Below are 21,143 nucleotides of genomic sequence, written 5' to 3' on the forward strand. Positions count from 1 at the left end.
TACTTCATTAAAGGAGATGATTGAAATGAACAATATGAACCAAATGATGAAGCAAGTGAAAAAAATGCAGGAACAAATGCTGAAAGCCCAGGAGGAACTTGGCGGAAAAGTAATCGAAGGAACTTCTGGCGGCGGTGTTGTGACGGTGGAGGTAAATGGACATAAAAAAGTGTTGTCCATCACGATCAAACCGGAAGCTGTAGATCCTGATGATGTAGAAATGTTGCAAGATCTTGTGCTGACTGCAGTCAATGATGCTTTGTCCAAAGCAGATGAACTGGCTAATGATGATATGGGTAAATTTACAGGCGGCATGAAAATTCCGGGCTTGTTCTAGTCTGCTGCATAAAGGAGAAACACGCTATTGTATTATCCGGAGCCGATTGCAAAGCTAATTGACGCTTTTACGCGCCTGCCGGGAGTAGGGCCAAAGACGGCTGCCCGGTTGGCTTTTCACGTACTGAAAATGAAGGAAGATGATGTGATTGACTTTGCCAAAGCGCTGGTCAATGTGAAACGTAACCTTCACTTCTGTTCAGTCTGCGGCAACATTACGGACACAGACCCATGTCGGATCTGTCAGGATAAGACAAGGGATACTTCCGTCATTTGTGTTGTTCAGGATTCCAAGGATTTGGTGGCTATGGAGCGTACCAAAGAGTTTAATGGTTTTTACCATGTGCTTCACGGGGCGATATCTCCTATGGAGGGAATTGGTCCTGAGGATATCAAACTCAAGGAATTGCTGAATAGACTCAGTGATGAACGCGTCAAGGAGCTGATTTTAGCTACGAACCCGAACATTGAAGGAGAGGCCACGGCCATGTACATTTCTCGGTTAGTGCGTCCTTTTGAAATCAAGGTTACTCGTATTGCTCACGGATTGCCAGTGGGTGGAGATTTGGAGTATGCCGACGAGGTTACCTTGTCCAAAGCGTTGGAAGGCCGTAGAGAGCTCAATTAATAGGTGTATTTATACGTTATAAATAGGGAGTCTGAAATGTCCTTTGGCATTCTCGACTCACTTGGGGGAGCCGCTACGGCTCCTTTTTTATTTTGGCGATAGATGGCAGTATAGATCCGTTCCTAGTTCTAAGTTTGTCCTTTGTTCAATAAGTATGAATAAGGTAGTCTTGCAGACTGTGCACATAATTCAGCTTGTAAGGAGGATGAACGGATGTGGGAACGGATGAAACAAAATTTCCGTCGTCAGGAGAATGGCAAATCAGAAGCGGAGTATCGGCAGGAACTGTTTGCCCAGATTCGGGCTTCGCATGCGGAATGGTTAAGAGCGCATCGTTTATTTCATGAAGCTACGGGTAAAGATGAGATCGACTACGCTATATTTGTTCTAGAAGCTGCAGAACGTAAATATCAGATACATTTAAAAAGTGCGAAGCAGCAAGGCCTACATCGTTTCCATCTGCCCGCGGATGAACCTGGATATGTCAATGATACGGATCGTGTTCACAAACGGAGAGCTGAATGAAAGGGGCAGTCTGGCTTGTTTTAATTGCCTGTGTCGGGATGTTACTATTTCTAATCATAAAAAAACGTTTGGGTATCGGCTGGCTTGTAGTATTCGGGGCACATATGGGCCTGGCAGCCATCGCATTGTATGTTATCAATTATTCAGGGTGGATTACGCAGGTGTACATTCCGATTAATCCAGTGACAATGGGGGCGGTAACGATATTAGGTTTGCCTGGAATTGTTCTTTTACTGGGATTGAAAATAATATTATTCGGACAGGCCATATGAAAACTTAAATGTTATTGTTTCTAATTTTAATATATAGTTGACGGCGAATTCAAAAATGTGATACATTAGTTCTCGGCTCTTAAAGGCCGGGGATTTTTTGTGAGAACAACTTTTAAATGAAATTAAAATTAATTTTCAAAAAAAGTGTTGACTTAAATCTCGAATGTGTGTTATATTAATCAAGTCGCCGCTGAGATGCGGTGGTAAAACAAAGTAAGACATAATGTAGGTTTGATCTTTGAAAACTGAACAACGAGTGAGTAAAACGATTTTGTTCGCAAAATCAAACAAGAGATATTTTTATCTCGTCAGTTTCAAAATGAGCTTATCGCTCTTTCTATAAACCAGCTTCGGTTGGTCTTTAATGGAGAGTTTGATCCTGGCTCAGGACGAACGCTGGCGGCGTGCCTAATACATGCAAGTCGAGCGGGGTTATGTAGAAGCTTGCTTCTAAATAACCTAGCGGCGGACGGGTGAGTAACACGTAGGCAACCTGCCCACAAGACAGGGATAACTACCGGAAACGGTAGCTAATACCCGATACATCCTTTTCCTGCATGGGAGAGGGAGGAAAGACGGAGCAATCTGTCACTTGTGGATGGGCCTGCGGCGCATTAGCTAGTTGGTGGGGTAAAGGCCTACCAAGGCGACGATGCGTAGCCGACCTGAGAGGGTGATCGGCCACACTGGGACTGAGACACGGCCCAGACTCCTACGGGAGGCAGCAGTAGGGAATCTTCCGCAATGGGCGAAAGCCTGACGGAGCAACGCCGCGTGAGTGATGAAGGTTTTCGGATCGTAAAGCTCTGTTGCCAGGGAAGAACGTCTTGTAGAGTAACTGCTACAAGAGTGACGGTACCTGAGAAGAAAGCCCCGGCTAACTACGTGCCAGCAGCCGCGGTAATACGTAGGGGGCAAGCGTTGTCCGGAATTATTGGGCGTAAAGCGCGCGCAGGCGGCTCTTTAAGTCTGGTGTTTAATCCCGAGGCTCAACTTCGGGTCGCACTGGAAACTGGGGAGCTTGAGTGCAGAAGAGGAGAGTGGAATTCCACGTGTAGCGGTGAAATGCGTAGAGATGTGGAGGAACACCAGTGGCGAAGGCGACTCTCTGGGCTGTAACTGACGCTGAGGCGCGAAAGCGTGGGGAGCAAACAGGATTAGATACCCTGGTAGTCCACGCCGTAAACGATGAATGCTAGGTGTTAGGGGTTTCGATACCCTTGGTGCCGAAGTTAACACATTAAGCATTCCGCCTGGGGAGTACGGTCGCAAGACTGAAACTCAAAGGAATTGACGGGGACCCGCACAAGCAGTGGAGTATGTGGTTTAATTCGAAGCAACGCGAAGAACCTTACCAGGTCTTGACATCCCTCTGACCGCTGTAGAGATATGGCTTTCCTTCGGGACAGAGGAGACAGGTGGTGCATGGTTGTCGTCAGCTCGTGTCGTGAGATGTTGGGTTAAGTCCCGCAACGAGCGCAACCCTTATGCTTAGTTGCCAGCAGGTCAAGCTGGGCACTCTAAGCAGACTGCCGGTGACAAACCGGAGGAAGGTGGGGATGACGTCAAATCATCATGCCCCTTATGACCTGGGCTACACACGTACTACAATGGCCGGTACAACGGGAAGCGAAGCCGCGAGGTGGAGCCAATCCTAGAAAAGCTGGTCTCAGTTCGGATTGTAGGCTGCAACTCGCCTACATGAAGTCGGAATTGCTAGTAATCGCGGATCAGCATGCCGCGGTGAATACGTTCCCGGGTCTTGTACACACCGCCCGTCACACCACGAGAGTTTACAACACCCGAAGTCGGTGGGGTAACCCGCAAGGGAGCCAGCCGCCGAAGGTGGGGTAGATGATTGGGGTGAAGTCGTAACAAGGTAGCCGTATCGGAAGGTGCGGCTGGATCACCTCCTTTCTATGGAGAATCGTTTCCTGCAACGGAAACATTCAAATCAGCAGGTATAACGTACCTGCGACCGGATATTCAATTCGGTTCATCACGTTCGTGTGAATGAAATGAATATCCTTAAATTACTCACTCGTTGCTCAGTTTTGAGAGTTCAAACTCTCGAACGTTTGGTGGCGATAGCGGAGGGGTTCCACACGTACCCATCCCGAACACGACCGTTAAGCCCTCCAGCGCCGATGGTACTTGGACCGCAGGGTCCTGGGAGAGTAGGACGTCGCCAAGCGCAACCACTAAAGAAGAACTTCTTTGGTGGTTTATTATGGGCCCTTAGCTCAGCTGGTTAGAGCGCACCCCTGATAAGGGTGAGGTCGGTGGTTCGAGTCCACTAGGGCCCACCATATAACTTTATATTTCCTTTTGGGGCCATAGCTCAGCTGGGAGAGCGCCTGCCTTGCAAGCAGGAGGTCAGCGGTTCGATCCCGCTTGGCTCCACCAAAAAACTGCATGAATATCATCCGCTCGAATGAGATGGAGCGATGTTCACACAGGCTACAGTTTCGATGAAACTGTATTGCACCTTGAAAACTGGATACCGAAACGAAATTGCGTTTTAGAATATTCCTTTAAGCTGATCTTGTGTAAACAAGTGAAATAAAGGTAGCAGATAAGGAAAGATCTTTTGCCTTTGGCAAAAATCATTCTTTATCGAACATCGACATTTTCTTTTATCAAAGAAAAGTCTAGGTTAAGCTACAAAGAGCACACGGAGGATGCCTAGGCGCCAGGAGCCGACGAAGGACGTGGCGAACAACGATAAGGCCTCGGGGAGCTGTAAGCAAGCTTTGATCCGGGGATGTCCGAATGGGGAAACCCGGCTGTCTTCATCGACAGTCACTTTCTGCTGAATACATAGGCAGAATAGAGGCAGACCAGGGGAACTGAAACATCTAAGTACCCTGAGGAAGAGAAAACAATAGTGATTCCGTCAGTAGCGGCGAGCGAACGCGGATTAGCCCAAACCAAGGAGCTTGCTCCTTGGGGTTGTGGGACGTCTCACATGGAGTTACAAAGGAACCGGTTAGATGAAGAGGTCTGGAAAGGCCCGCCAGAGAAGGTAAAAGCCCTGTAGTTCAAAACTTGTTCTCTCCGAGACGGATCCCGAGTAGTGCGGGGCACGTGAAACCCCGTATGAATCCGGCAGGACCATCTGCCAAGGCTAAATACTCCCTGGCGACCGATAGTGAAGCAGTACCGTGAGGGAAAGGTGAAAAGCACCCCGGAAGGGGAGTGAAATAGATCCTGAAACCGTGTGCTTACAAGAAGTCAGAGCCCTATGATATTTTCCTTTGGAAAAATCACGGGTGATGGCGTGCCTTTTGTAGAATGAACCGGCGAGTTACGTTCCCGTGCAAGGTTAAGGTGAAGAGCTGAAGCCGCAGCGAAAGCGAGTCTGAATAGGGCGAATGAGTACGTGGACGTAGACCCGAAACCGGGTGATCTACCCCTGTCCAGGGTGAAGGTGCGGTAACACGCACTGGAGGCCCGAACCCACGCATGTTGAAAAATGCGGGGATGAGGTGGGGGTAGCGGAGAAATTCCAATCGAACCCGGAGATAGCTGGTTCTCCCCGAAATAGCTTTAGGGCTAGCCTCGGAAAGAAGAATCGTGGAGGTAGAGCACTGATTGGGTGCGGGGCCCGCAAGGGTTACCAAGCTCAGTCAAACTCCGAATGCCATAGATTTAGTTCCGGGAGTCAGACAGTGAGTGCTAAGATCCATTGTCGAAAGGGAAACAGCCCAGACCATCAGCTAAGGTCCCCAAGTGTGTGTTAAGTGGGAAAGGATGTGGAGTTGCACAGACAACCAGGATGTTGGCTTAGAAGCAGCCACCATTGAAAGAGTGCGTAATAGCTCACTGGTCGAGTGACTCTGCGCCGAAAATGTAACGGGGCTAAACACACCACCGAAGCTATGGCTTGATGCTTGCATCAGGGGTAGGGGAGCGTTGAATGCGGGTTGAAGGTGTACCGTAAGGAGCGCTGGACTGCATTCAAGTGAGAATGCCGGTATGAGTAACGAAAAGATCTGTGAGAATCAGATCCGCCGAAAGCCTAAGGGTTCCTGAGGAAGGTTCGTCCGCTCAGGGTAAGTCGGGACCTAAGGCGAGGCCGATAGGCGTAGTCGAAGGACAACAGGTCGAAATTCCTGTACCACCGTAATCCGTTATGAGCAATGGGGTGACGCAGTAGGGTAGTGACGCGGACTGATGGATGTCCGTCTAAGCAGTGAGGCTGATGTGTAGGCAAATCCGCACATCATTAAGGCTGGGCTGTGATGGGGAGCGAAAATTGTAGTAGCGAAGGTCATGATCTCAGACTGCCAAGAAAAGCCTCTAGCCAGGAGAAGGTGCCCGTACCGCAAACCGACACAGGTAGGCGAGAAGAGAATTCTAAGGCGCGCGGAAGAACTCTCGTTAAGGAACTCGGCAAAATGACCCCGTAACTTCGGGAGAAGGGGTGCCTCGGTAGGGTGAATAGCCCGAGGGGGCCGCAGTGAAAAGGCCCAAGCGACTGTTTAGCAAAAACACAGGTCTGTGCGAAGCCGCAAGGCGAAGTATACGGGCTGACGCCTGCCCGGTGCTGGAAGGTTAAGGGGAGTGGTAAGCTCGCAAGAGCGAAGCTATGAACCGAAGCCCCAGTAAACGGCGGCCGTAACTATAACGGTCCTAAGGTAGCGAAATTCCTTGTCAGGTAAATTCTGACCCGCACGAATGGCGTAACGACTTGGGCGCTGTCTCAACGAGAGATCCGGTGAAATTTTAATACCTGTGAAGATGCAGGTTACCCGCGACAAGACGGAAAGACCCCATGGAGCTTTACTGCAGCTTGATATTGAATTTGGGTACGATCTGTACAGGATAGGTGGGAGCCGTCGAACTTTGAGCGCCAGCTTGAAGGGAGGCATCCTTGGGATACCACCCTGATCGTATCTAGGTTCTAACTTGGTACCGTAATCCGGTGCGAGGACAGTGTCAGGTGGGCAGTTTGACTGGGGCGGTCGCCTCCTAAAGAGTAACGGAGGCGCCCCAAGGTTCCCTCAGAATGGTTGGAAATCATTCGAAGAGTGCAAAGGCAGAAGGGAGCTTGACTGCGAGACCTACAAGTCGAGCAGGGACGAAAGTCGGGCTTAGTGATCCGGTGGTACCGCATGGAAGGGCCATCGCTCAACGGATAAAAGCTACCCTGGGGATAACAGGCTTATCTCCCCCAAGAGTCCACATCGACGGGGAGGTTTGGCACCTCGATGTCGGCTCATCGCATCCTGGGGCTGAAGTAGGTCCCAAGGGTTGGGCTGTTCGCCCATTAAAGCGGTACGCGAGCTGGGTTCAGAACGTCGTGAGACAGTTCGGTCCCTATCTGTCGTGGGCGTAGGAAATTTGAGAGGAGCTGTCCTTAGTACGAGAGGACCGGGATGGACGTACCGCTGGTGTACCAGTTGTTCCGCCAGGAGCACCGCTGGGTAGCTATGTACGGAAGGGATAAGCGCTGAAAGCATCTAAGCGTGAAGCCCCCCTCAAGATGAGATTTCCCAGTATGTAAGACCCCTTGAAGACGACGAGGTAGATAGGTTGGGGGTGGAAGTGCAGTAATGCATGGAGCTGACCAATACTAATCGGTCGAGGGCTTATCCTAAAATAAAACGCAAATGAGTTTCGGATCCAGTTTTCAGGGTGTAACCTTGAAATTGCGCTTGATATTCCAAATCACTTTGTTGAGATACAGAATAACTTGCGGAGTTTTGCTAAGTGAGTCCATTTATATGGAGAGATACCCAAGTGGCTATAAGGGGACCCTCTGCTAAGGGGTTAGACTGCGAAAGTGGTGCGAGGGTTCGAATCCCTCTCTCTCCGCCATTTAGGACAAGCTAGCGAAATATTATGTTATGGCGGTGTAGCTCAGCTGGCTAGAGCGTACGGTTCATACCCGTGAGGTCGGGGGTTCGATCCCCTCCGCCGCTACCATACATACCCAGGAGGCTTAGCTCAGCTGGGAGAGCATCTGCCTTACAAGCAGAGGGTCGGGGGTTCGATCCCCTCAGCCTCCACCATTGTGCCGGTGTAGCTCAACTGGTAGAGCAACTGACTTGTAATCAGTAGGTTGGGGGTTCAAGTCCTCTCGCCGGCACCATTTTTGAATTTTGAAAAATCCAGGGAACTGTGGTGTAGAGGCCTAACATGCCTGCCTGTCACGCAGGAGATCGCGGGTTCGAATCCCGTCAGTTCCGCCATTTTTCAATTCAATAGTTTTACCGTACTAAAGTGGGAAGGGGTATCCCTCCGCACTTTATTTTTTTGTTAATGGATATGGCTCGGTAGCTCAGTCGGTAGAGCAGAGGACTGAAAATCCTCGTGTCGGCGGTTCGATTCCGTCCCGAGCCACCTTTATATGGAGGATTAGCGAAGTGGCCAAACGCATCAGACTGTAAATCTGCTCCCTTACGGGTTCGGTGGTTCGAATCCATCATCCTCCACCAGTTTTACGAGCCATTAGCTCAGTTGGTAGAGCACCTGACTTTTAATCAGGGTGTCGAAGGTTCGAGTCCTTCATGGCTCATCAGAAGTCATCAACTATAGGTTGATGGCTTTTTTTGTATTGTTTTAAGTTATGTTTTTATATAGCTTTTTTATTTTACGGTATCGACAGGTTATAATGAGTTCATTATGTTCGCTTAGTGCTTATTCTATATTCTAAAAAAAAGTGAAGTGGTGATCGCGTGACTCTGGATACAGAATGGATTCAGCAACAGCTTCAGAATATTATTCAAGCGCCTTTTACCATAGTGCCTTGGTGCCCGGAAATGATGGCAGAGGGAGGGACAGCCGATTCAGTTATTCCGGATAGATCGTTTGTCCGTGACAACAAGTTATATTTTCCATTTCGTGCGTCGGCAGGTGAACTGGCTGCATTTGTGGTAGAGGCCAGATATTTGACGGATCGAGAACGGAAACTGGTAGAAGCGCTATTGGGGAACATGGAGCAGGTCTGGCAGAACGGTCCACAATTGTCGGATAACCCGGTTTATAGCGAGGAAGAGCGCATGAATCGTTATGGACAATGGCTTATACAGCAGGCTGCCAATCTAAACAAGGAAGAAGAGGTTCCAGATGAATTGCAGCTTCGTGATTCGCTATCAGCGTGTATGGTTCCGATTTTACTGAATGGCGAGGGAACACAGGAGGGGGCTATTACTTATACCCAGCTCCATCGATTGTTCGCGAGCTATTTTGGAGGGGATGTGCTGCTTACTCCATTGGACAAACAGTCTTGGCTGATTATGGCTAAAAAGGAGCTTTTATTAGGAGCGGACGATGAACGGGATAAAGACACTGAGTCCAGGGATGCAGATTTTACGGAATCGTTGGAGGAGGTTCTCACGGCTTTTAGCTTGGGTCTATATGAGCTTATTGCGAATGAGTGGGTGGGTGTATTCCATTTGGCGGTTTCTAAGCCTTCAATCCCTTTGCAAAGTCTTCCCCAAGAGCTGAATTTGTTATGGGAGACCATACATTTGGGCAAGATTTTTCATGTAACAGAGCACATCCACTTTTCATGGGAGCTTCATTTGGAAAGGCTGTTAAACCGCATTTCCAAGGAACAACGCGTATTATTTTTAGAGCAGGTAATGAAGTCATCTGTCATACTAGAAGACTCAGAAACGATGGCCACATTAGACATCTTTTTTCAACTGGATTGTAATGTGAGTGAGACAGCTAAGCGTCTATATGTGCATCGAAATACGTTGATTTACCGTTTGGACAAGATCAAACAGGAGACTGGATTGGACGTGCGGACGTTTAATGATGCGGTTTTAGTCAAGCTCTATCTTCTATTGTACAAAGTGACAAAAAGGAAATAGCATTTTTGTGCAGTTTGCGAATAGCCATGCTACGGGGACTAGGGTAAGATACAAGTAAGAAATGTATTCGATTTCATAACTTGATCTTAGGGAGGCAAAAGCTATGGCTGGTGTACGTTTAGAGCATATTTTCAAAAAATATCCGGGTGCAGATAAAGCTACGGTTGTTGATGTCAATTTGGACATTCAAGATAAAGAGTTTCTCGTGTTGGTTGGTCCTTCCGGTTGTGGTAAATCTACTACGCTCCGTATGATCGCTGGTCTAGAGGAAATTTCAGACGGTAAATTGTACATTGGAGATCGTGTTGTGAACGACGTGGCTCCAAAGGACCGCGATATCGCGATGGTATTCCAATCCTATGCCTTGTATCCGCATATGAATGTATATCAAAACATGGCTTTTGGTCTGAAACTCCGTAAGGTGAAGAAAGAAGAAATTGACAAACGTGTACGTGAAGCGGCTAAAATCCTTGATATTGAGCATCTGCTGGACCGCAAGCCGAAAGCGTTATCAGGTGGTCAACGCCAGCGTGTTGCCTTGGGACGTGCGATTGTGCGTGACCCGCAAGTGTTCTTGATGGATGAGCCACTGTCCAACTTGGATGCCAAGCTGCGTGGTCAGATGCGTGCGGAAATCACGAAGCTGGCTAAGCGTCTGGAAACGACTGTTATCTACGTAACCCATGACCAGGTCGAAGCCATGACGATGGGTGACCGGATTGTAGTTATGAAGGATGGTATTATCCAACAAGCTGCATCCCCAGATGAACTGTACAACCGTCCAGTGAATCTGTTCGTAGCTGGTTTTATCGGCTCTCCTACGATGAACTTTATCACAGGTAAGCTGGTTGAAAAAGAAGGTGCATTGCATTTTGCTGCGCCGGGTCTGGATCTGTTTGTACCAGAAGGTAAAGGACAGATTTTAAAAGCGAAGGGCTATATCGGGAAAGAAGTGATCTTGGGTATCCGTCCTGAGGATATTCATGAAGAGCCTGTATTCTTGGAGGCTTCTCCGAATACGATCTTTACATCCACTGTGGATGTAACGGAAAACCTCGGTCATGAAATGCTGTTGTACCTGAGCGGTGCTGGAAATGATACGATTATTGCCCGTGTAGACGGACGCTCCAATACTCGTGATGGTGTCAAAGCGAAGTTGGCTGTTGATATGAACAAGGTTCATATTTTTGATAAGGAATCGGAATTGAGTGTTCTGGTTGGCGAATAAAATTTGCCTCTGGAAGAGAGTCGCAGTTTTCCCCGAGCGGAGAACTGCGACTCTTTTTATATATCGCATACGGCTACTAGCTTCGGCATTGCATTCATTGGAAAATTCCGATACGATGGGTACAATGGACAGGTCTAGATGTAGGTTCGTTGGCAGGAGTCCTAGATGGGATCAACCCAGCTGGCGGAATGGAGCTAGCCTGGAACCATATGTTAAATCAAGTGGAGTGTGCATTGGCGCAGGATAGACTGGCGTTGGGGTGTATGGTTAATAGGGTAAAGCTACATAAATCAAGTGACGTATAGAATCTGGTTTTGCAGATGAAGGGGAGAATAAAATGGCTAAACAGGTAAAGGTATCCGAGCTTGTACAGCAGTTTCAAATGGAAGTTATTTCCGGTGAAAAAGGTCTGCGAAGACTGATCACAGTGGACGATTTAAATCGCCCAGGTCTGGAGATGGCCGGGTATTTTGAATATCATACACAAGAGCGGGTACAGCTTCTGGGAAGGTCTGAGTTGGCTTTTCTGGGAATGCTTCCTCCTGAGGAACGCCGGGATCGGATGGAGCGTCTGTGTACAGAGCTGACTCCATGCATTATCGTCACACGTGGTCTAGAGGTACCGGCTGAGTTAGTGGAGGCGAGCGCAGAGCGAGATATTCCTGTACTGCGCACTAATATGGCGACGACGATTTTATCAAGCCGCATCACAGGCTTTCTCGAAAGAAAGCTGGCTCCTACAGCAACTATTCATGGTGTACTGTGTGACGTGTATGGCGTGGGAATGCTTATCACAGGAAGTAGTGGAATTGGTAAAAGTGAAACGGCACTGGAACTGGTTAAACGTGGACATCGCTTGGTAGCAGATGACGCGGTAGAAATTCGGCAAACGTCCGATTTTCAGCTGCATGGTACAGCACCTGAGCTGATCCGTCACCTGTTGGAAATTCGTGGCGTGGGCATTATTAATGTGATGACGCTGTTTGGGGCCGGTGCAGTTCGTAATAACAAACGGATTACATTGGTTGTTCGTCTGGAGGCATGGCAGCAGGACAAGCAGTATGACCGTCTTGGTCTCGATGAGGAAACGACACGCATTATTGATACAGATGTTCCACTGGTTACGATTCCAGTTCGTCCGGGCCGAAACTTGGCTGTTATTATCGAGGTGGCGGCGATGAACTATCGTTTGAAACAAATGGGTGTTAATGCAGCCCTGCAATTTACAAACAAGCTGACTGCTACAATTTCCGAAGATATGGAAGAGATGGATTAAGGTTTGTTCGTTTGTAAGGAAGAACGAGGAGTGAGAGAAACATATGTCAACGGCAACATTACTGCTGAATCCGATCGCTTTTTCAATCGGGGCAATCAAGGTCCACTGGTATGGGCTTATTTTGGGGCTGGCGGCGCTTGTGGGTTTATATCTTGCCATCCGTGAAGGAAAAAGATTCGGTATTTCGCAGGACTTTTTTATGGATATGCTGCTTCTGGGTGTTCCCTCAGCTATTATTGGAGCGCGTATTTATTATGTAGCCTTCAAATGGGAAGACTACCGAGATAATCTATGGGATGTTTTTAAAATTTGGAATGGCGGTATTGCGATATACGGTGCCTTGATCGGGGCCATTATATGTGCGGTCATTTATTTCCGGTATAAAGGGTATAACTTCTGGCGTATCGCTGATATTTGTGCACCAGGCCTACTGATCGGTCAAGCGATTGGACGCTGGGGTAATTTTGTCAATCAGGAAGCCTACGGTGGACCGACGGAAGAGATATTTTTGCGGAATCAGCTGCATCTGCCGGATTTCATTGTGAATCAGATGAACGTTAACGGGGTGTTCCATCACCCTACATTTTTATATGAATCACTGTGGAGTATTGTAGGTGTGATTTTGCTGCTCGTCATTCGTCGTATGAAATTTGTGCGTGCAGGCGAAATGTTTGCATTTTACTTCATTTGGTACTCAATTGGCCGTTTCTTCATCGAGCGTGTACGGACGGACAGTTTGGCTTTTCAGGGACCGGATTGGCTGGCTTCCTTTGTGAATGCTTTGTGGTCTCCTATGGTATGGCTAGGGTTTGAACCAGGGCATCTGGACCCGAGTTACGGTAATGTACGGATCTCGCAATTGCTGCCTATCTTTATTGTTGTAGCTGCCGTGATTTTCATTTTGGTTCGTCGCCGGAAGGGTACATCTGTTGCTCGATATAGCGATCCGATTATCTCCAGCAAAGCGGGGATTGATCAGGTACCTGACGTGATGCCAGAGCAGGTATCCCGTCCAGGACAGGACGCGGTTCCTCCAACAGCTACGGCGGATAAGCTACCTAAGGAAGACACGGACGAGGACAAGAAGGAGCATCTATGATAAATACGATTTTGTTTGATTTAGACGGCACCATCATGGATACGAATGAGCTGATCATCAGCACATTTCTACACATTTTGAATCATCCGGATGCTGATCCGCTGACGCGGGAGCATATTATTCCTCATATGGGTGGAACGCTGGACGATCAACTCCGTACTTTTTCGGGATTAACGGATGTATCTAGGCTGGTTAAGGACTACCGTGCTTATAATCAGATTCATCATGACCAAATGGTGAAGCCATTTCCATATGTCATTGAGGTCATTCAGGAGTTGCGTGCGAGAGGGATTAAGCTGGGGGTTGTGACAACCAAAATACGACCATCCACGATACGTGTACTTAATCTGTTCAATCTGACTTCCTCAATGGACTATATTGTAACGGTAGACGATGTGGAACATCCAAAGCCACACGCTGAACCAGTGCTCAAGGCCTTGACAGGTTTGAATGCTGAAGCAAAGCATACATTGATGGTCGGAGACAGTTCTTTTGATATTTTGTCAGCTCAGGCAGCAGGTGTGAAATCGGCTGGTGTAGCTTGGTCGCTCAAGGGCGAGGAAACTCTGCGCGGATATGGGCCTGACTACATGTTGCATGATATGCGGGATTTGCTGAAGCTGGAGCTTCAAGGTGTCAATGTATCGTGAGAAGGGTGAACCGCTATCCTGTAGAAGGTCCCAATGCGTTGTGGCAGATTTATCGGACGGTGAGCCGCTGGAAAGGCATTAAGAACTTTATTTTTATACAGATTGCCCGGTATTGTCCTGTGCTTTCTCTGAAAAACGTCATTTACCGCAGAGTGCTGGGGATGAAGGTGGGGCAACATGCGGCCTTCGGCCTGATGGTGATGGTGGATGTTTTTTTTCCGGAGCATATTACGATAGGGAACAATTCGGTCATTGGATATAACACAACGATACTGGCTCACGAATACCTCATACAAGAGTATCGTATCGGTAAAGTGGTGATTGGTGATCATGTGCTTATCGGCGCCAACACAACCATTTTGCCGGGTGTCACCATCGGTGACGGAGCTATCGTAGCAGCCGGAGCGGTCGTGCATAAAGACGTGCCCGCAGGTGCATTTGTAGGTGGCAATCCGTTGCGTGATTTAAGACGCTCTGGTGTGGATGAGTAGGAAATAGCACAATAAGGAAGACCCCTTATATATTAAGGGGTCTTCCTTATTGTTGTTTTTCTGTATAATAAGTGGGGTAATGCATGTTAATTATGTTTAAAAATTGATAACAGACATATTTGCAAAGCGATATGGGAGCGTGTTGATTTGGTCAAAAAAGAACGTATACCAGAGCTTGATGTTTACCGGGGAATATTAATTGCAGCCGTTGTTACCATTCATGCGACTTCAATGGCTTTAATTGATGCGCGCCATTCTCTATTGTTTTACCCTTTTCTATTTTTAAATATGTTTAGTAGCTTTGCGGTGCCAGTATTTATTTTTGTGAGCGGGTTTGTTTTATTTTACAATTATGTCGATAGGCCGCTTCGTGGTAAGAATATGCTTATATTCTTCCGAAAAAGACTGATGTTTATTGTGTTACCGTACGTTTTGTTTTCTCTTGTGTATTATTTGACCTTGGTAACACGCGGGTTGATGCCGCTCAGTGATCTTCCGCTCGTGCTGTTAACGGGAAAGGCGTACACGCATTTGTATTATGTCATCATCATCATCCAATTTTATTTGGTCTTCCCACTGTTGTTGTGGGGAGTGCAGCGCTTATGTCATTGGATATCGAGTCCACGGAGAGCAGCCTGTATCATTTTGGCAGTAGGGTTAGTCATTCAATGGGGGTTTGTATTGCTGAACAAATATGTTTGGCAAGAGGAAAGAGGAAGTCTCGCGATTACGTATATCAGTTATTTTGCCTTGGGCGCAGCTGTAGCGATTGGATATGAAGGGTTTAAAAAGTGGCTTTTTCCGGTGTCAGGTACAGTAATTAGACGCGGACAGTTGATCAGTTGGTGGGGCTTGTGGGTGGCTTGGCTACTCCTGGGTATAGCATATGTACAAATATGGTTTGTAGCATATCGCGAAGCCATCTATGCAGACTCGCTGATCTATGAACTGCTCCATAATGCATATGCCCTCGTCTCAGCGCTGGTGCTGTTTCAGTTCTCGGTTTTATTATATCGTCATGCTAACGATAGGCTGCGAATGTTAATCAGCTGGCTGGGCTCATGCTCATTCGGCATTTATTTACTTCACCCGGCGTTATTGAGAGTATATCGCAAGCTGGATTTGCACGGAACGCCAGTAGAATATATCTTCTCTGTTACGGGTGGATGGTTGTTGGCGTTGTTTGGCTCATGGTTGATTGTGACGTTGTGTTTTCGATATGTACCATTTGCATGGATCGGTTTGGGCACGGTTCCGAAGTTTTCTTCCCGGAGTAAAGATGAACAAATGAATAGCTAAATATTTTGATTGATTGGACTGTTGGCTTAAGGCTGGCAGTCTTTTTTTAGGATTCGTGTATTTTGCATTGGATAAAATATAGAAAGGGGCAGCGGCTTGGCGAATCTGTAAAAAAGGGCTGCTCCGTTCGGTTGACGTTCACAAGTAGGGCATGATAATATATCGAATATACTTTAGTTTGTTAGCACTTTACCATGATAAAGATATTGTGAAATCATGAGGTGATAGAGATGTCTAAGCCAAAAGGATTCGAGATCCCTGTAGGGGTTCGAGATTATCTTCCACGTGCAGTGTCGAAGCTGCGGGCCATCGAACTGAATGTACTCGAATGCATGGAGCGCTGGGGTTACCGCCAGATCATGACGCCTACGATGGAATACTACGATACGGTAGGAGTGGCTAGTTCTACTTCCGATCGAAAGCTGTTTAAATTACTCAATAACCGGGGAACCACGTTGGTGCTGCGATCGGATATGACCGCTCCCATTGCGCGGGTGGTATCTTCGTTGCTAAAGGAAGAGGAAGTACCACTCCGACTTTCCTACCACGCAAATGTATTTCGGGCGATTGAGGAAGAGGCAGGAAGAGAAGCGGAGTTTTTTCAGACAGGTGTGGAGCTGGTAGGTGATGATTCGCCTGAGGCTGATGCAGAAGTTGTAGCATTGGCTATTGCATCATTACAGGCGGCAGGAGTGGCCTCTTTTAAAATTGCCATGGGACATGTGGGATTTCTGAACGGCTTATTTGAGGAAATCATTCCAGGCCGTCAGGCTGAACAACAAGCGCTAAAGGAACTGTTGCTCAGTCGTGATGTAGTGGGCTACCGAACAGCGATTGAAGCTTTGGGCTTGGCTCCCGAACATCGGGATAAGCTGGAAGCTATTCTTCGGTTGCGCGGTGGAAAAGAAATTTGTGACCAGGCTATCCGTCTTAGTGTGGAGCAGCAGACGATTCAATCCATTGCACATTTGTGCGAGGTGTGGGAAGTACTGGAGGCATACGGCGTATCTGAGCATGTGTTAATCGACCTTACCATGATCGGGGATTTTTCATATTATACAGGAATGACTTTTGAGGGCTATGCGGCGGAGATTGGGTTCCCGGTATGCAACGGGGGTCGCTATGACAATCTGCTTCAGCAGTTTGGTCGATCCGTACCTGCAACGGGATTTGCATTGAAGACAAACCGGATCGTCGATGGTGTGGATGGTATCCAAATGGAGACGAAGCTTCCTGTACTTATCCGTTATGACGAACAGGGACGCCAAGAGGCGTTATCTGCAGCGGCACAGCTACGCGCAACAGGTCTTACTGTAGTAACAGGGCTCACGGGCGGACCGGAAGATCGACGTCGTGAGCAGCAGGGGCTGTACGCAGAGGTATACAGCTATACAGCCGAAGGAAGAGAGCCAGTACAAGGGGGGAACTGCCATGACAGAAACATTGAAAGTAGCCATGCCCAAGGGAAGGATTTATAAGCAGGCTTCCGAGCTGTTTCGCCAGGCGGGGGTTCCAATTCCGCTGGATGTGGACGAAACGCGCAAGCTGGTCATTCCACTGCCTGAGCTAGGCATGGAATTTATTATGGCGAAGCCCGTCGATGTTCCTACGTATGTGGAGTACGGGGCGGCGGACATCGGCATTGTGGGCAAGGATGTTTTGCTGGAAGAAAACAAGGATGTGTATGAACTGCTGGATCTGGGGATTGCCCGTTGTCGGATGTCAGTGATTGCTTTACCAGATTGGCAGCCAGGTATTCGTCAGCGGGTCGCTACAAAGTATCCGAATGTGGCTTCCCAGTATTTTCGGGAGCAAGGCCAACAGGTGGAGGTTATTAAGCTGAATGGCTCCATTGAGCTGGCGCCGTTAATTGGCCTGGCAGACCGCATTGTTGATATGGTAGAGACGGGGCAGACCTTGCGGGAGAATGGATTGGTCGAGCAGATCAGCATACTGGATATTACCAGTCGTCTGATTGCCAATCGGGTCAGCTACCGGATGAAAAACAGCTCGATTCAGGCTTTGTGTGATCGATTGCATCAGGTGATTCCCAATGCGGTGGCACCCCGGGAGTAAATCAACTAAAGGAATAAGCCAAGGGTTAAAGGAGCATTCTGCAAGCTGCAAGTAAGGGGGAATGGACAAATGAAGATTGTATCAGCCCGTGATTTCAGTCTCCAACGGGAGGTGGATTACGGCACACCTGAGCAAAATGAGGCTGTGCGTACCATTATTCAGTCGGTACGCCAAGAGGGGGATGAGGCTGTCCTGCGGTATACGCAATCGTTTGATGGTGTATCGCTGATCGCAGAGCAACTTCGTGTGACGGAGGAAGAATTGAAGGCGGCATATGACAAGGTAGAGCCTTCTTTTTTACAGGCGATTCGAGAAGCGGCGGATAATATCCGTGCTTTTCACATGAAGCAAAAACGTAATTCGTGGATGGATTTACAGCCAGACGGTAGCTTGCTCGGCCAAATTATCCGACCGTTGAAACGTGTAGGCGTGTATGTTCCGGGTGGTAAAGCGGCCTATCCATCCTCGGTGCTGATGAATGTCATTCCCGCTCAGGTGGCTGGTGTACCGGAGATTGTCATGGTGACCCCCCCGGCGACAGGCGGCAAGGCAGGGATAGATCCATATACACTGGTAGCTGCGGCAGAGGCTGGTGTAACGGAAATATATAGGGTTGGCGGAGCGCAGGCGATTGCTTCTCTCGCTTACGGAACACATAGCATTGAACCAGTCGATAAAATTTGCGGTCCCGGTAACATTTATGTAGCGCTGGCGAAGCGCGAGGTGTACGGCGCGGTGGATATCGACAGTATAGCGGGACCAAGTGAAATTGTCGTGTTGGCTGACGACACGGCGAATGCCTCATATGTAGCGGCTGACCTGCTTTCACAGGCGGAACATGACGAGATGGCCTCAGCCATACTGGTTACGCCCTCGCAACGCTTGGCCGAAGAAGTATCAGCTGAAGTACAGCGCCAATTGGAAGAGCTACCGCGTAGAGATATTGCTGCTGCATCGGTGGAGGCATACGGGGCTATCATTGTCGTCGACACTTTGGAAGAGGGCATCCATATTGTAAACCGACTGGCACCAGAACATTTGGAAATTATGACAGAGCAGCCGATGGAGCATGTAGGTCTGATCGAAAACGCGGGAGCTATTTTCCTGGGAGCGTACAGCTCGGAGCCAGTAGGCGATTATTTTGCCGGACCTAACCACATTATTCCGACGAATGGAACGGCACGTTTTTCCTCGCCAGTGGATGTTGATGATTTTATCAAGAAGTCGAGTATGATCTATTACAGCAAAGAAGCGCTACTGCGCAATGGTGAGACGATTATGCAGCTTGCCCGCCATGAAGGACTGGAAGGTCACGCACGGGCGATACAAGTTCGATTGGACAATGAAAAGAAGGCGGTGGATGGCGATGGGGAACGAAAATAACGTAGCAGGACGTACAGGCAGCGTCAGCCGAAAGACGAACGAAACGGACATTCAGCTATCTTTTGCAGTAGACGGCACAGGGCAAGCTGAGATTGAAACGGATGTTCCTTTTCTGAATCACATGCTGGACTTGTTCACCAAGCACGGACACTTTGATCTGAATGTGCAGGCCAGAGGGGATGTGGATATCGACGATCATCATACCGTAGAGGATATTGGTATTTGTCTGGGACAGACCTTGCTGGAAGCATTGGGTGATAAAAAAGGAATTAAGCGCTATGCCAGCGTCTTTGTACCAATGGATGAGGCGCTCGCACAGGTTGTCATTGATCTGAGTAACCGACCTCATTTTGAGTATCGTGCGGAGTATCCATCACAGCAGGTAGGGAGCTTTTCGACAGAGCTGGTGCATGAATTTCTGTGGAAATTTGCGTTGGAGGCTCGCATGACGCTACACGTCATCGTTCACTACGGGCAAAATACCCACCATATGATTGAGGCGGTGTTCAAAGCGCTGGGACGTGCATTGGATGAAGCGACATCCATTGATCCACGGGTGACGGGAGTGCCTTCAACGAAGGGAGTGCTGTAGCCCATGTCCATTGCCATTGTGGATTACGGCAGAGGCAATCTGCATAGTGTGAGCAAGGCAGTTGAGCGTCTTGGCTATGAGGCTGTAGTAACGGGAGATGCCCAAGTGATTCGTTCCTCCAGCGGTGTGATTTTGCCGGGTGTAGGGGCATTCGGGGATGCTATGGAGCATTTACGTTCCAGCGGATTGGATCGGGTGATTCAGGAGGTTGCAAGCGCTGGACAACCACTGCTCGGTGTTTGTCTAGGAATGCAACTGTTGTTCACTCGTGGTGAAGAATACGGCAGTCACGAAGGGCTTAATATCTTACCAGGTGAGGTCGTTCGGTTTGCTCCTGATCTGGGGGTTAAAGTGCCGCATATGGGCTGGAATCGTCTGCGTATGACTCAGCCGAACCACCCGTTGTTACAGGGCTTGGAGGAAGGACATGTGTATTTCGTACATTCCTATCATGCGAAGCCGGAGGCCGAAAGTGACCTACTGGCGGTGACTGACTACGGTGGGCCCGTAACGGCTATCGTGGGCAGAGGCCATGTATATGGCATGCAGTTCCACCCGGAGAAAAGCGGGGAAATGGGGATGCGGTTGCTTCGACAGTTTTTGGAACTGGCGGAAGCGGAAAAGCGAGCGTAACGATTCATGTGTCTATAGTTGAGGGTACGCCAACTTTGGTCGTTGATGGATGTAAAGGCATATAGATGTTGAATAGCTCACAAGGGGGTCATACTTTGTTCACGATATACCCAGCGATTGATATTCGCGATGGCAAATGTGTACGACTGGTACAAGGAGATTATAGCCAGGAGACGATATACAACGAAAACCCAGTGGAGGTTGCCCAAGAATGGGAGCGTATGGGCGGCTCCTACATTCACTTGGTTGATTTGGACGGTGCTAAAGCAGGCCAACCGGTGAACGATGAGCTCATTGGGCGCATCGCTTCTGCGGTGCAAGTGCCTGTACAAGTGGGTGGCGGCTTGCGTACGCGTGAACATGTGGAGCGGCTGTTGTCGTTGGGAGTGAGCCGTGTGATCTTGGGTACGGCAGCGATTGAGGACCGTGCTTTTACGGAAGCGGTATTGGGTACCTACGGTGATCGGATCGCCATTGGTCTGGATGCACGGAATGGCTATGTGGCCACGCGCGGATGGCTTGAAACCTCGGAGGTTCGAGCGGACGAATTGGCTGCTGAGTTGGCCTCCAAGGGAGCGGAAACGTTCATTTTCACAGACATTTCCCGCGACGGAATGATGCAAGGCCCGAATGTCGAGGCGGTCGTAGCGCTTGCGAAAAGCAGTGGACGAACCGTGATCGCTTCCGGCGGTGTCAGTAAGATGGAAGATCTAATCACGCTGAGCACCTATGCGAAGGAGGGTGTAGGTGGTGCTATTGTGGGTAAAGCATTGTATACAGGGAGCATTGATTTACAGGTTGCCATACAAGCTGTAGCAAAGGCATAGGG

The 21,143-nt window shown here is 48.6% G+C and carries 17 protein-coding genes, 10 tRNA genes and 3 rRNA genes; all 30 read left to right on the forward strand.

Features of this window, described 5'->3' with window-relative positions; all coding sequences use genetic code 11:
• Nucleotides 1-25: 25 nt before the first annotated feature.
• The 30 genes from MLD56_RS00725 to hisA all read left to right on the forward strand — a co-directional run bounded on the left by MLD56_RS00725 (nucleotide 26) and on the right by hisA (nucleotide 21,141).
• Nucleotides 26-337 carry a YbaB/EbfC family nucleoid-associated protein gene (locus tag MLD56_RS00725; RefSeq protein WP_013308226.1) on the forward strand — a complete coding sequence of 104 codons (312 nt, stop codon included), beginning with the start codon at nucleotides 26-28 and terminating at the stop codon, nucleotides 335-337.
• A gap of 27 nt (nucleotides 338-364) precedes the next feature.
• The gene (recR, locus tag MLD56_RS00730; RefSeq protein ID WP_013308227.1) at nucleotides 365-964 is read left to right on the forward strand and encodes a recombination mediator RecR; all 600 of its coding nucleotides are present in this window, start codon (nucleotides 365-367) and stop codon (nucleotides 962-964) included.
• 213 nt (nucleotides 965-1,177) lie between these two features.
• Nucleotides 1,178-1,489 (forward strand): DUF2508 family protein, encoded by a 312-nt coding sequence (locus tag MLD56_RS00735; protein ID WP_029514885.1) that lies wholly within the window; start codon nucleotides 1,178-1,180, stop codon nucleotides 1,487-1,489.
• Nucleotides 1,486-1,761 (forward strand): pro-sigmaK processing inhibitor BofA family protein, encoded by a 276-nt coding sequence (locus tag MLD56_RS00740; RefSeq protein ID WP_029514883.1) that lies wholly within the window; start codon nucleotides 1,486-1,488, stop codon nucleotides 1,759-1,761. The genes MLD56_RS00735 and MLD56_RS00740 overlap by 4 nt, the downstream gene beginning before the upstream one ends.
• Before the next feature lie 361 nt (nucleotides 1,762-2,122).
• Nucleotides 2,123-3,678 (forward strand): 16S ribosomal RNA (locus MLD56_RS00745).
• Nucleotides 3,679-3,838: 160 nt separating this feature from the next.
• A 5S ribosomal RNA gene (gene rrf / locus MLD56_RS00750) occupies nucleotides 3,839-3,955 on the forward strand.
• Nucleotides 3,956-3,993: 38 nt separating this feature from the next.
• Nucleotides 3,994-4,070: transfer RNA gene (locus MLD56_RS00755), tRNA-Ile, on the forward strand.
• A 21-nt stretch (nucleotides 4,071-4,091) separates the two neighbouring features.
• Nucleotides 4,092-4,167 (forward strand) — tRNA-Ala (locus tag MLD56_RS00760).
• 248 nt (nucleotides 4,168-4,415) lie between these two features.
• Nucleotides 4,416-7,363, forward strand: a 23S ribosomal RNA gene (locus MLD56_RS00765).
• The 16S, 23S and 5S rRNA genes sit together here with 10 tRNA genes alongside, the layout of an rRNA operon.
• 129 nt (nucleotides 7,364-7,492) lie before the next feature.
• Nucleotides 7,493-7,584: transfer RNA gene (locus MLD56_RS00770), tRNA-Ser, on the forward strand.
• A 31-nt stretch (nucleotides 7,585-7,615) separates the two neighbouring features.
• Nucleotides 7,616-7,692, forward strand: a tRNA-Met gene (locus MLD56_RS00775).
• Nucleotides 7,693-7,702: 10 nt separating this feature from the next.
• Nucleotides 7,703-7,778 (forward strand) — tRNA-Val (locus MLD56_RS00780).
• A gap of 4 nt (nucleotides 7,779-7,782) precedes the next feature.
• Nucleotides 7,783-7,858, forward strand: a tRNA-Thr gene (locus MLD56_RS00785).
• Between the two features lie 23 nt (nucleotides 7,859-7,881).
• A tRNA-Asp gene (locus MLD56_RS00790) sits at nucleotides 7,882-7,958 on the forward strand.
• Nucleotides 7,959-8,036: 78 nt separating this feature from the next.
• Nucleotides 8,037-8,109 (forward strand) — tRNA-Phe (locus MLD56_RS00795).
• Nucleotides 8,110-8,118: 9 nt separating this feature from the next.
• Nucleotides 8,119-8,204: transfer RNA gene (locus tag MLD56_RS00800), tRNA-Tyr, on the forward strand.
• 7 nt (nucleotides 8,205-8,211) lie between these two features.
• Nucleotides 8,212-8,284: transfer RNA gene (locus tag MLD56_RS00805), tRNA-Lys, on the forward strand.
• Nucleotides 8,285-8,444: 160 nt separating this feature from the next.
• The gene (locus MLD56_RS00810) at nucleotides 8,445-9,587 is read left to right on the forward strand and encodes a PucR family transcriptional regulator (protein ID WP_029519023.1); all 1,143 of its coding nucleotides are present in this window, start codon (nucleotides 8,445-8,447) and stop codon (nucleotides 9,585-9,587) included.
• 103 nt (nucleotides 9,588-9,690) lie between these two features.
• Nucleotides 9,691-10,815 (forward strand): ABC transporter ATP-binding protein, encoded by a 1,125-nt coding sequence (locus tag MLD56_RS00815; protein ID WP_029519022.1) that lies wholly within the window; start codon nucleotides 9,691-9,693, stop codon nucleotides 10,813-10,815.
• A gap of 337 nt (nucleotides 10,816-11,152) precedes the next feature.
• Entirely contained in the window at nucleotides 11,153-12,091 is a 939-nt protein-coding gene (gene hprK, locus MLD56_RS00820; RefSeq protein WP_029519020.1) for an HPr(Ser) kinase/phosphatase, read from the forward strand.
• Nucleotides 12,092-12,134: 43 nt separating this feature from the next.
• On the forward strand, nucleotides 12,135-13,190 hold the full coding sequence (gene lgt, locus MLD56_RS00825) for a prolipoprotein diacylglyceryl transferase (RefSeq protein ID WP_029519019.1): 1,056 nt from the start codon (nucleotides 12,135-12,137) through the stop codon (nucleotides 13,188-13,190).
• Nucleotides 13,187-13,840, forward strand: a complete 654-nt coding sequence (ppaX, locus tag MLD56_RS00830; RefSeq protein WP_029519017.1) for a pyrophosphatase PpaX — start codon at nucleotides 13,187-13,189, stop codon at nucleotides 13,838-13,840. Before lgt ends, ppaX begins: the two co-directional genes overlap by 4 nt.
• Complete coding sequence (locus MLD56_RS00835) at nucleotides 13,837-14,331, forward strand: acyltransferase (protein ID WP_029519016.1); 495 nt, start codon at nucleotides 13,837-13,839, stop codon at nucleotides 14,329-14,331. Before ppaX ends, MLD56_RS00835 begins: the two co-directional genes overlap by 4 nt.
• Before the next feature lie 147 nt (nucleotides 14,332-14,478).
• Complete coding sequence (locus MLD56_RS00840) at nucleotides 14,479-15,630, forward strand: acyltransferase (RefSeq protein WP_029519014.1); 1,152 nt, start codon at nucleotides 14,479-14,481, stop codon at nucleotides 15,628-15,630.
• 230 nt (nucleotides 15,631-15,860) lie between these two features.
• On the forward strand, nucleotides 15,861-17,108 hold the full coding sequence (locus tag MLD56_RS00845; RefSeq protein WP_241113449.1) for an ATP phosphoribosyltransferase regulatory subunit: 1,248 nt from the start codon (nucleotides 15,861-15,863) through the stop codon (nucleotides 17,106-17,108).
• Nucleotides 17,062-17,706: an ATP phosphoribosyltransferase gene (gene hisG, locus MLD56_RS00850; protein ID WP_029519011.1), complete on the forward strand. Its 645-nt coding sequence runs from the start codon at nucleotides 17,062-17,064 to the stop codon at nucleotides 17,704-17,706. The genes MLD56_RS00845 and hisG overlap by 47 nt, the downstream gene beginning before the upstream one ends.
• 69 nt (nucleotides 17,707-17,775) lie before the next feature.
• Nucleotides 17,776-19,089, forward strand: a complete 1,314-nt coding sequence (gene hisD, locus MLD56_RS00855) for a histidinol dehydrogenase (RefSeq protein ID WP_029519010.1) — start codon at nucleotides 17,776-17,778, stop codon at nucleotides 19,087-19,089.
• Nucleotides 19,073-19,681 carry an imidazoleglycerol-phosphate dehydratase HisB gene (gene hisB, locus MLD56_RS00860; protein WP_029519009.1) on the forward strand — a complete coding sequence of 203 codons (609 nt, stop codon included), beginning with the start codon at nucleotides 19,073-19,075 and terminating at the stop codon, nucleotides 19,679-19,681. The genes hisD and hisB overlap by 17 nt, the downstream gene beginning before the upstream one ends.
• Nucleotides 19,682-19,684: 3 nt before the next feature.
• On the forward strand, nucleotides 19,685-20,314 hold the full coding sequence (gene hisH, locus MLD56_RS00865) for an imidazole glycerol phosphate synthase subunit HisH (RefSeq protein ID WP_029519007.1): 630 nt from the start codon (nucleotides 19,685-19,687) through the stop codon (nucleotides 20,312-20,314).
• A gap of 95 nt (nucleotides 20,315-20,409) precedes the next feature.
• Complete coding sequence (gene hisA / locus MLD56_RS00870) at nucleotides 20,410-21,141, forward strand: 1-(5-phosphoribosyl)-5-[(5-phosphoribosylamino)methylideneamino]imidazole-4-carboxamide isomerase (protein WP_029519006.1); 732 nt, start codon at nucleotides 20,410-20,412, stop codon at nucleotides 21,139-21,141.
• Nucleotides 21,142-21,143: the final 2 nt, after the last annotated feature.

This window comes from Paenibacillus peoriae, from assembly GCF_022531965.1.
GTDB classification, from domain to species: domain Bacteria; phylum Bacillota; class Bacilli; order Paenibacillales; family Paenibacillaceae; genus Paenibacillus; species Paenibacillus polymyxa_D.

What these genes read in the sequence shown, in the direction of transcription:
- MLD56_RS00725 (WP_013308226.1), top strand. Translation starts at nt 26, where the DNA reads ATGAACAATATGAACCAAATGATGAAGCAAGTGAAAAAAATGCAGGAA.
- MLD56_RS00735 (WP_029514885.1), top strand. Translation starts at nt 1,178, where the DNA reads ATGTGGGAACGGATGAAACAAAATTTCCGTCGTCAGGAGAATGGCAAA.
- MLD56_RS00740 (WP_029514883.1), top strand. Translation starts at nt 1,486, where the DNA reads ATGAAAGGGGCAGTCTGGCTTGTTTTAATTGCCTGTGTCGGGATGTTA.
- MLD56_RS00815 (WP_029519022.1), top strand. Translation starts at nt 9,691, where the DNA reads ATGGCTGGTGTACGTTTAGAGCATATTTTCAAAAAATATCCGGGTGCA.
- hprK (WP_029519020.1), top strand. Translation starts at nt 11,153, where the DNA reads ATGGCTAAACAGGTAAAGGTATCCGAGCTTGTACAGCAGTTTCAAATG.
- lgt (WP_029519019.1), top strand. Translation starts at nt 12,135, where the DNA reads ATGTCAACGGCAACATTACTGCTGAATCCGATCGCTTTTTCAATCGGG.
- ppaX (WP_029519017.1), top strand. Translation starts at nt 13,187, where the DNA reads ATGATAAATACGATTTTGTTTGATTTAGACGGCACCATCATGGATACG.
- MLD56_RS00845 (WP_241113449.1), top strand. Translation starts at nt 15,861, where the DNA reads ATGTCTAAGCCAAAAGGATTCGAGATCCCTGTAGGGGTTCGAGATTAT.
- hisG (WP_029519011.1), top strand. Translation starts at nt 17,062, where the DNA reads ATGACAGAAACATTGAAAGTAGCCATGCCCAAGGGAAGGATTTATAAG.
- hisD (WP_029519010.1), top strand. Translation starts at nt 17,776, where the DNA reads ATGAAGATTGTATCAGCCCGTGATTTCAGTCTCCAACGGGAGGTGGAT.
- hisB (WP_029519009.1), top strand. Translation starts at nt 19,073, where the DNA reads ATGGGGAACGAAAATAACGTAGCAGGACGTACAGGCAGCGTCAGCCGA.
- hisH (WP_029519007.1), top strand. Translation starts at nt 19,685, where the DNA reads ATGTCCATTGCCATTGTGGATTACGGCAGAGGCAATCTGCATAGTGTG.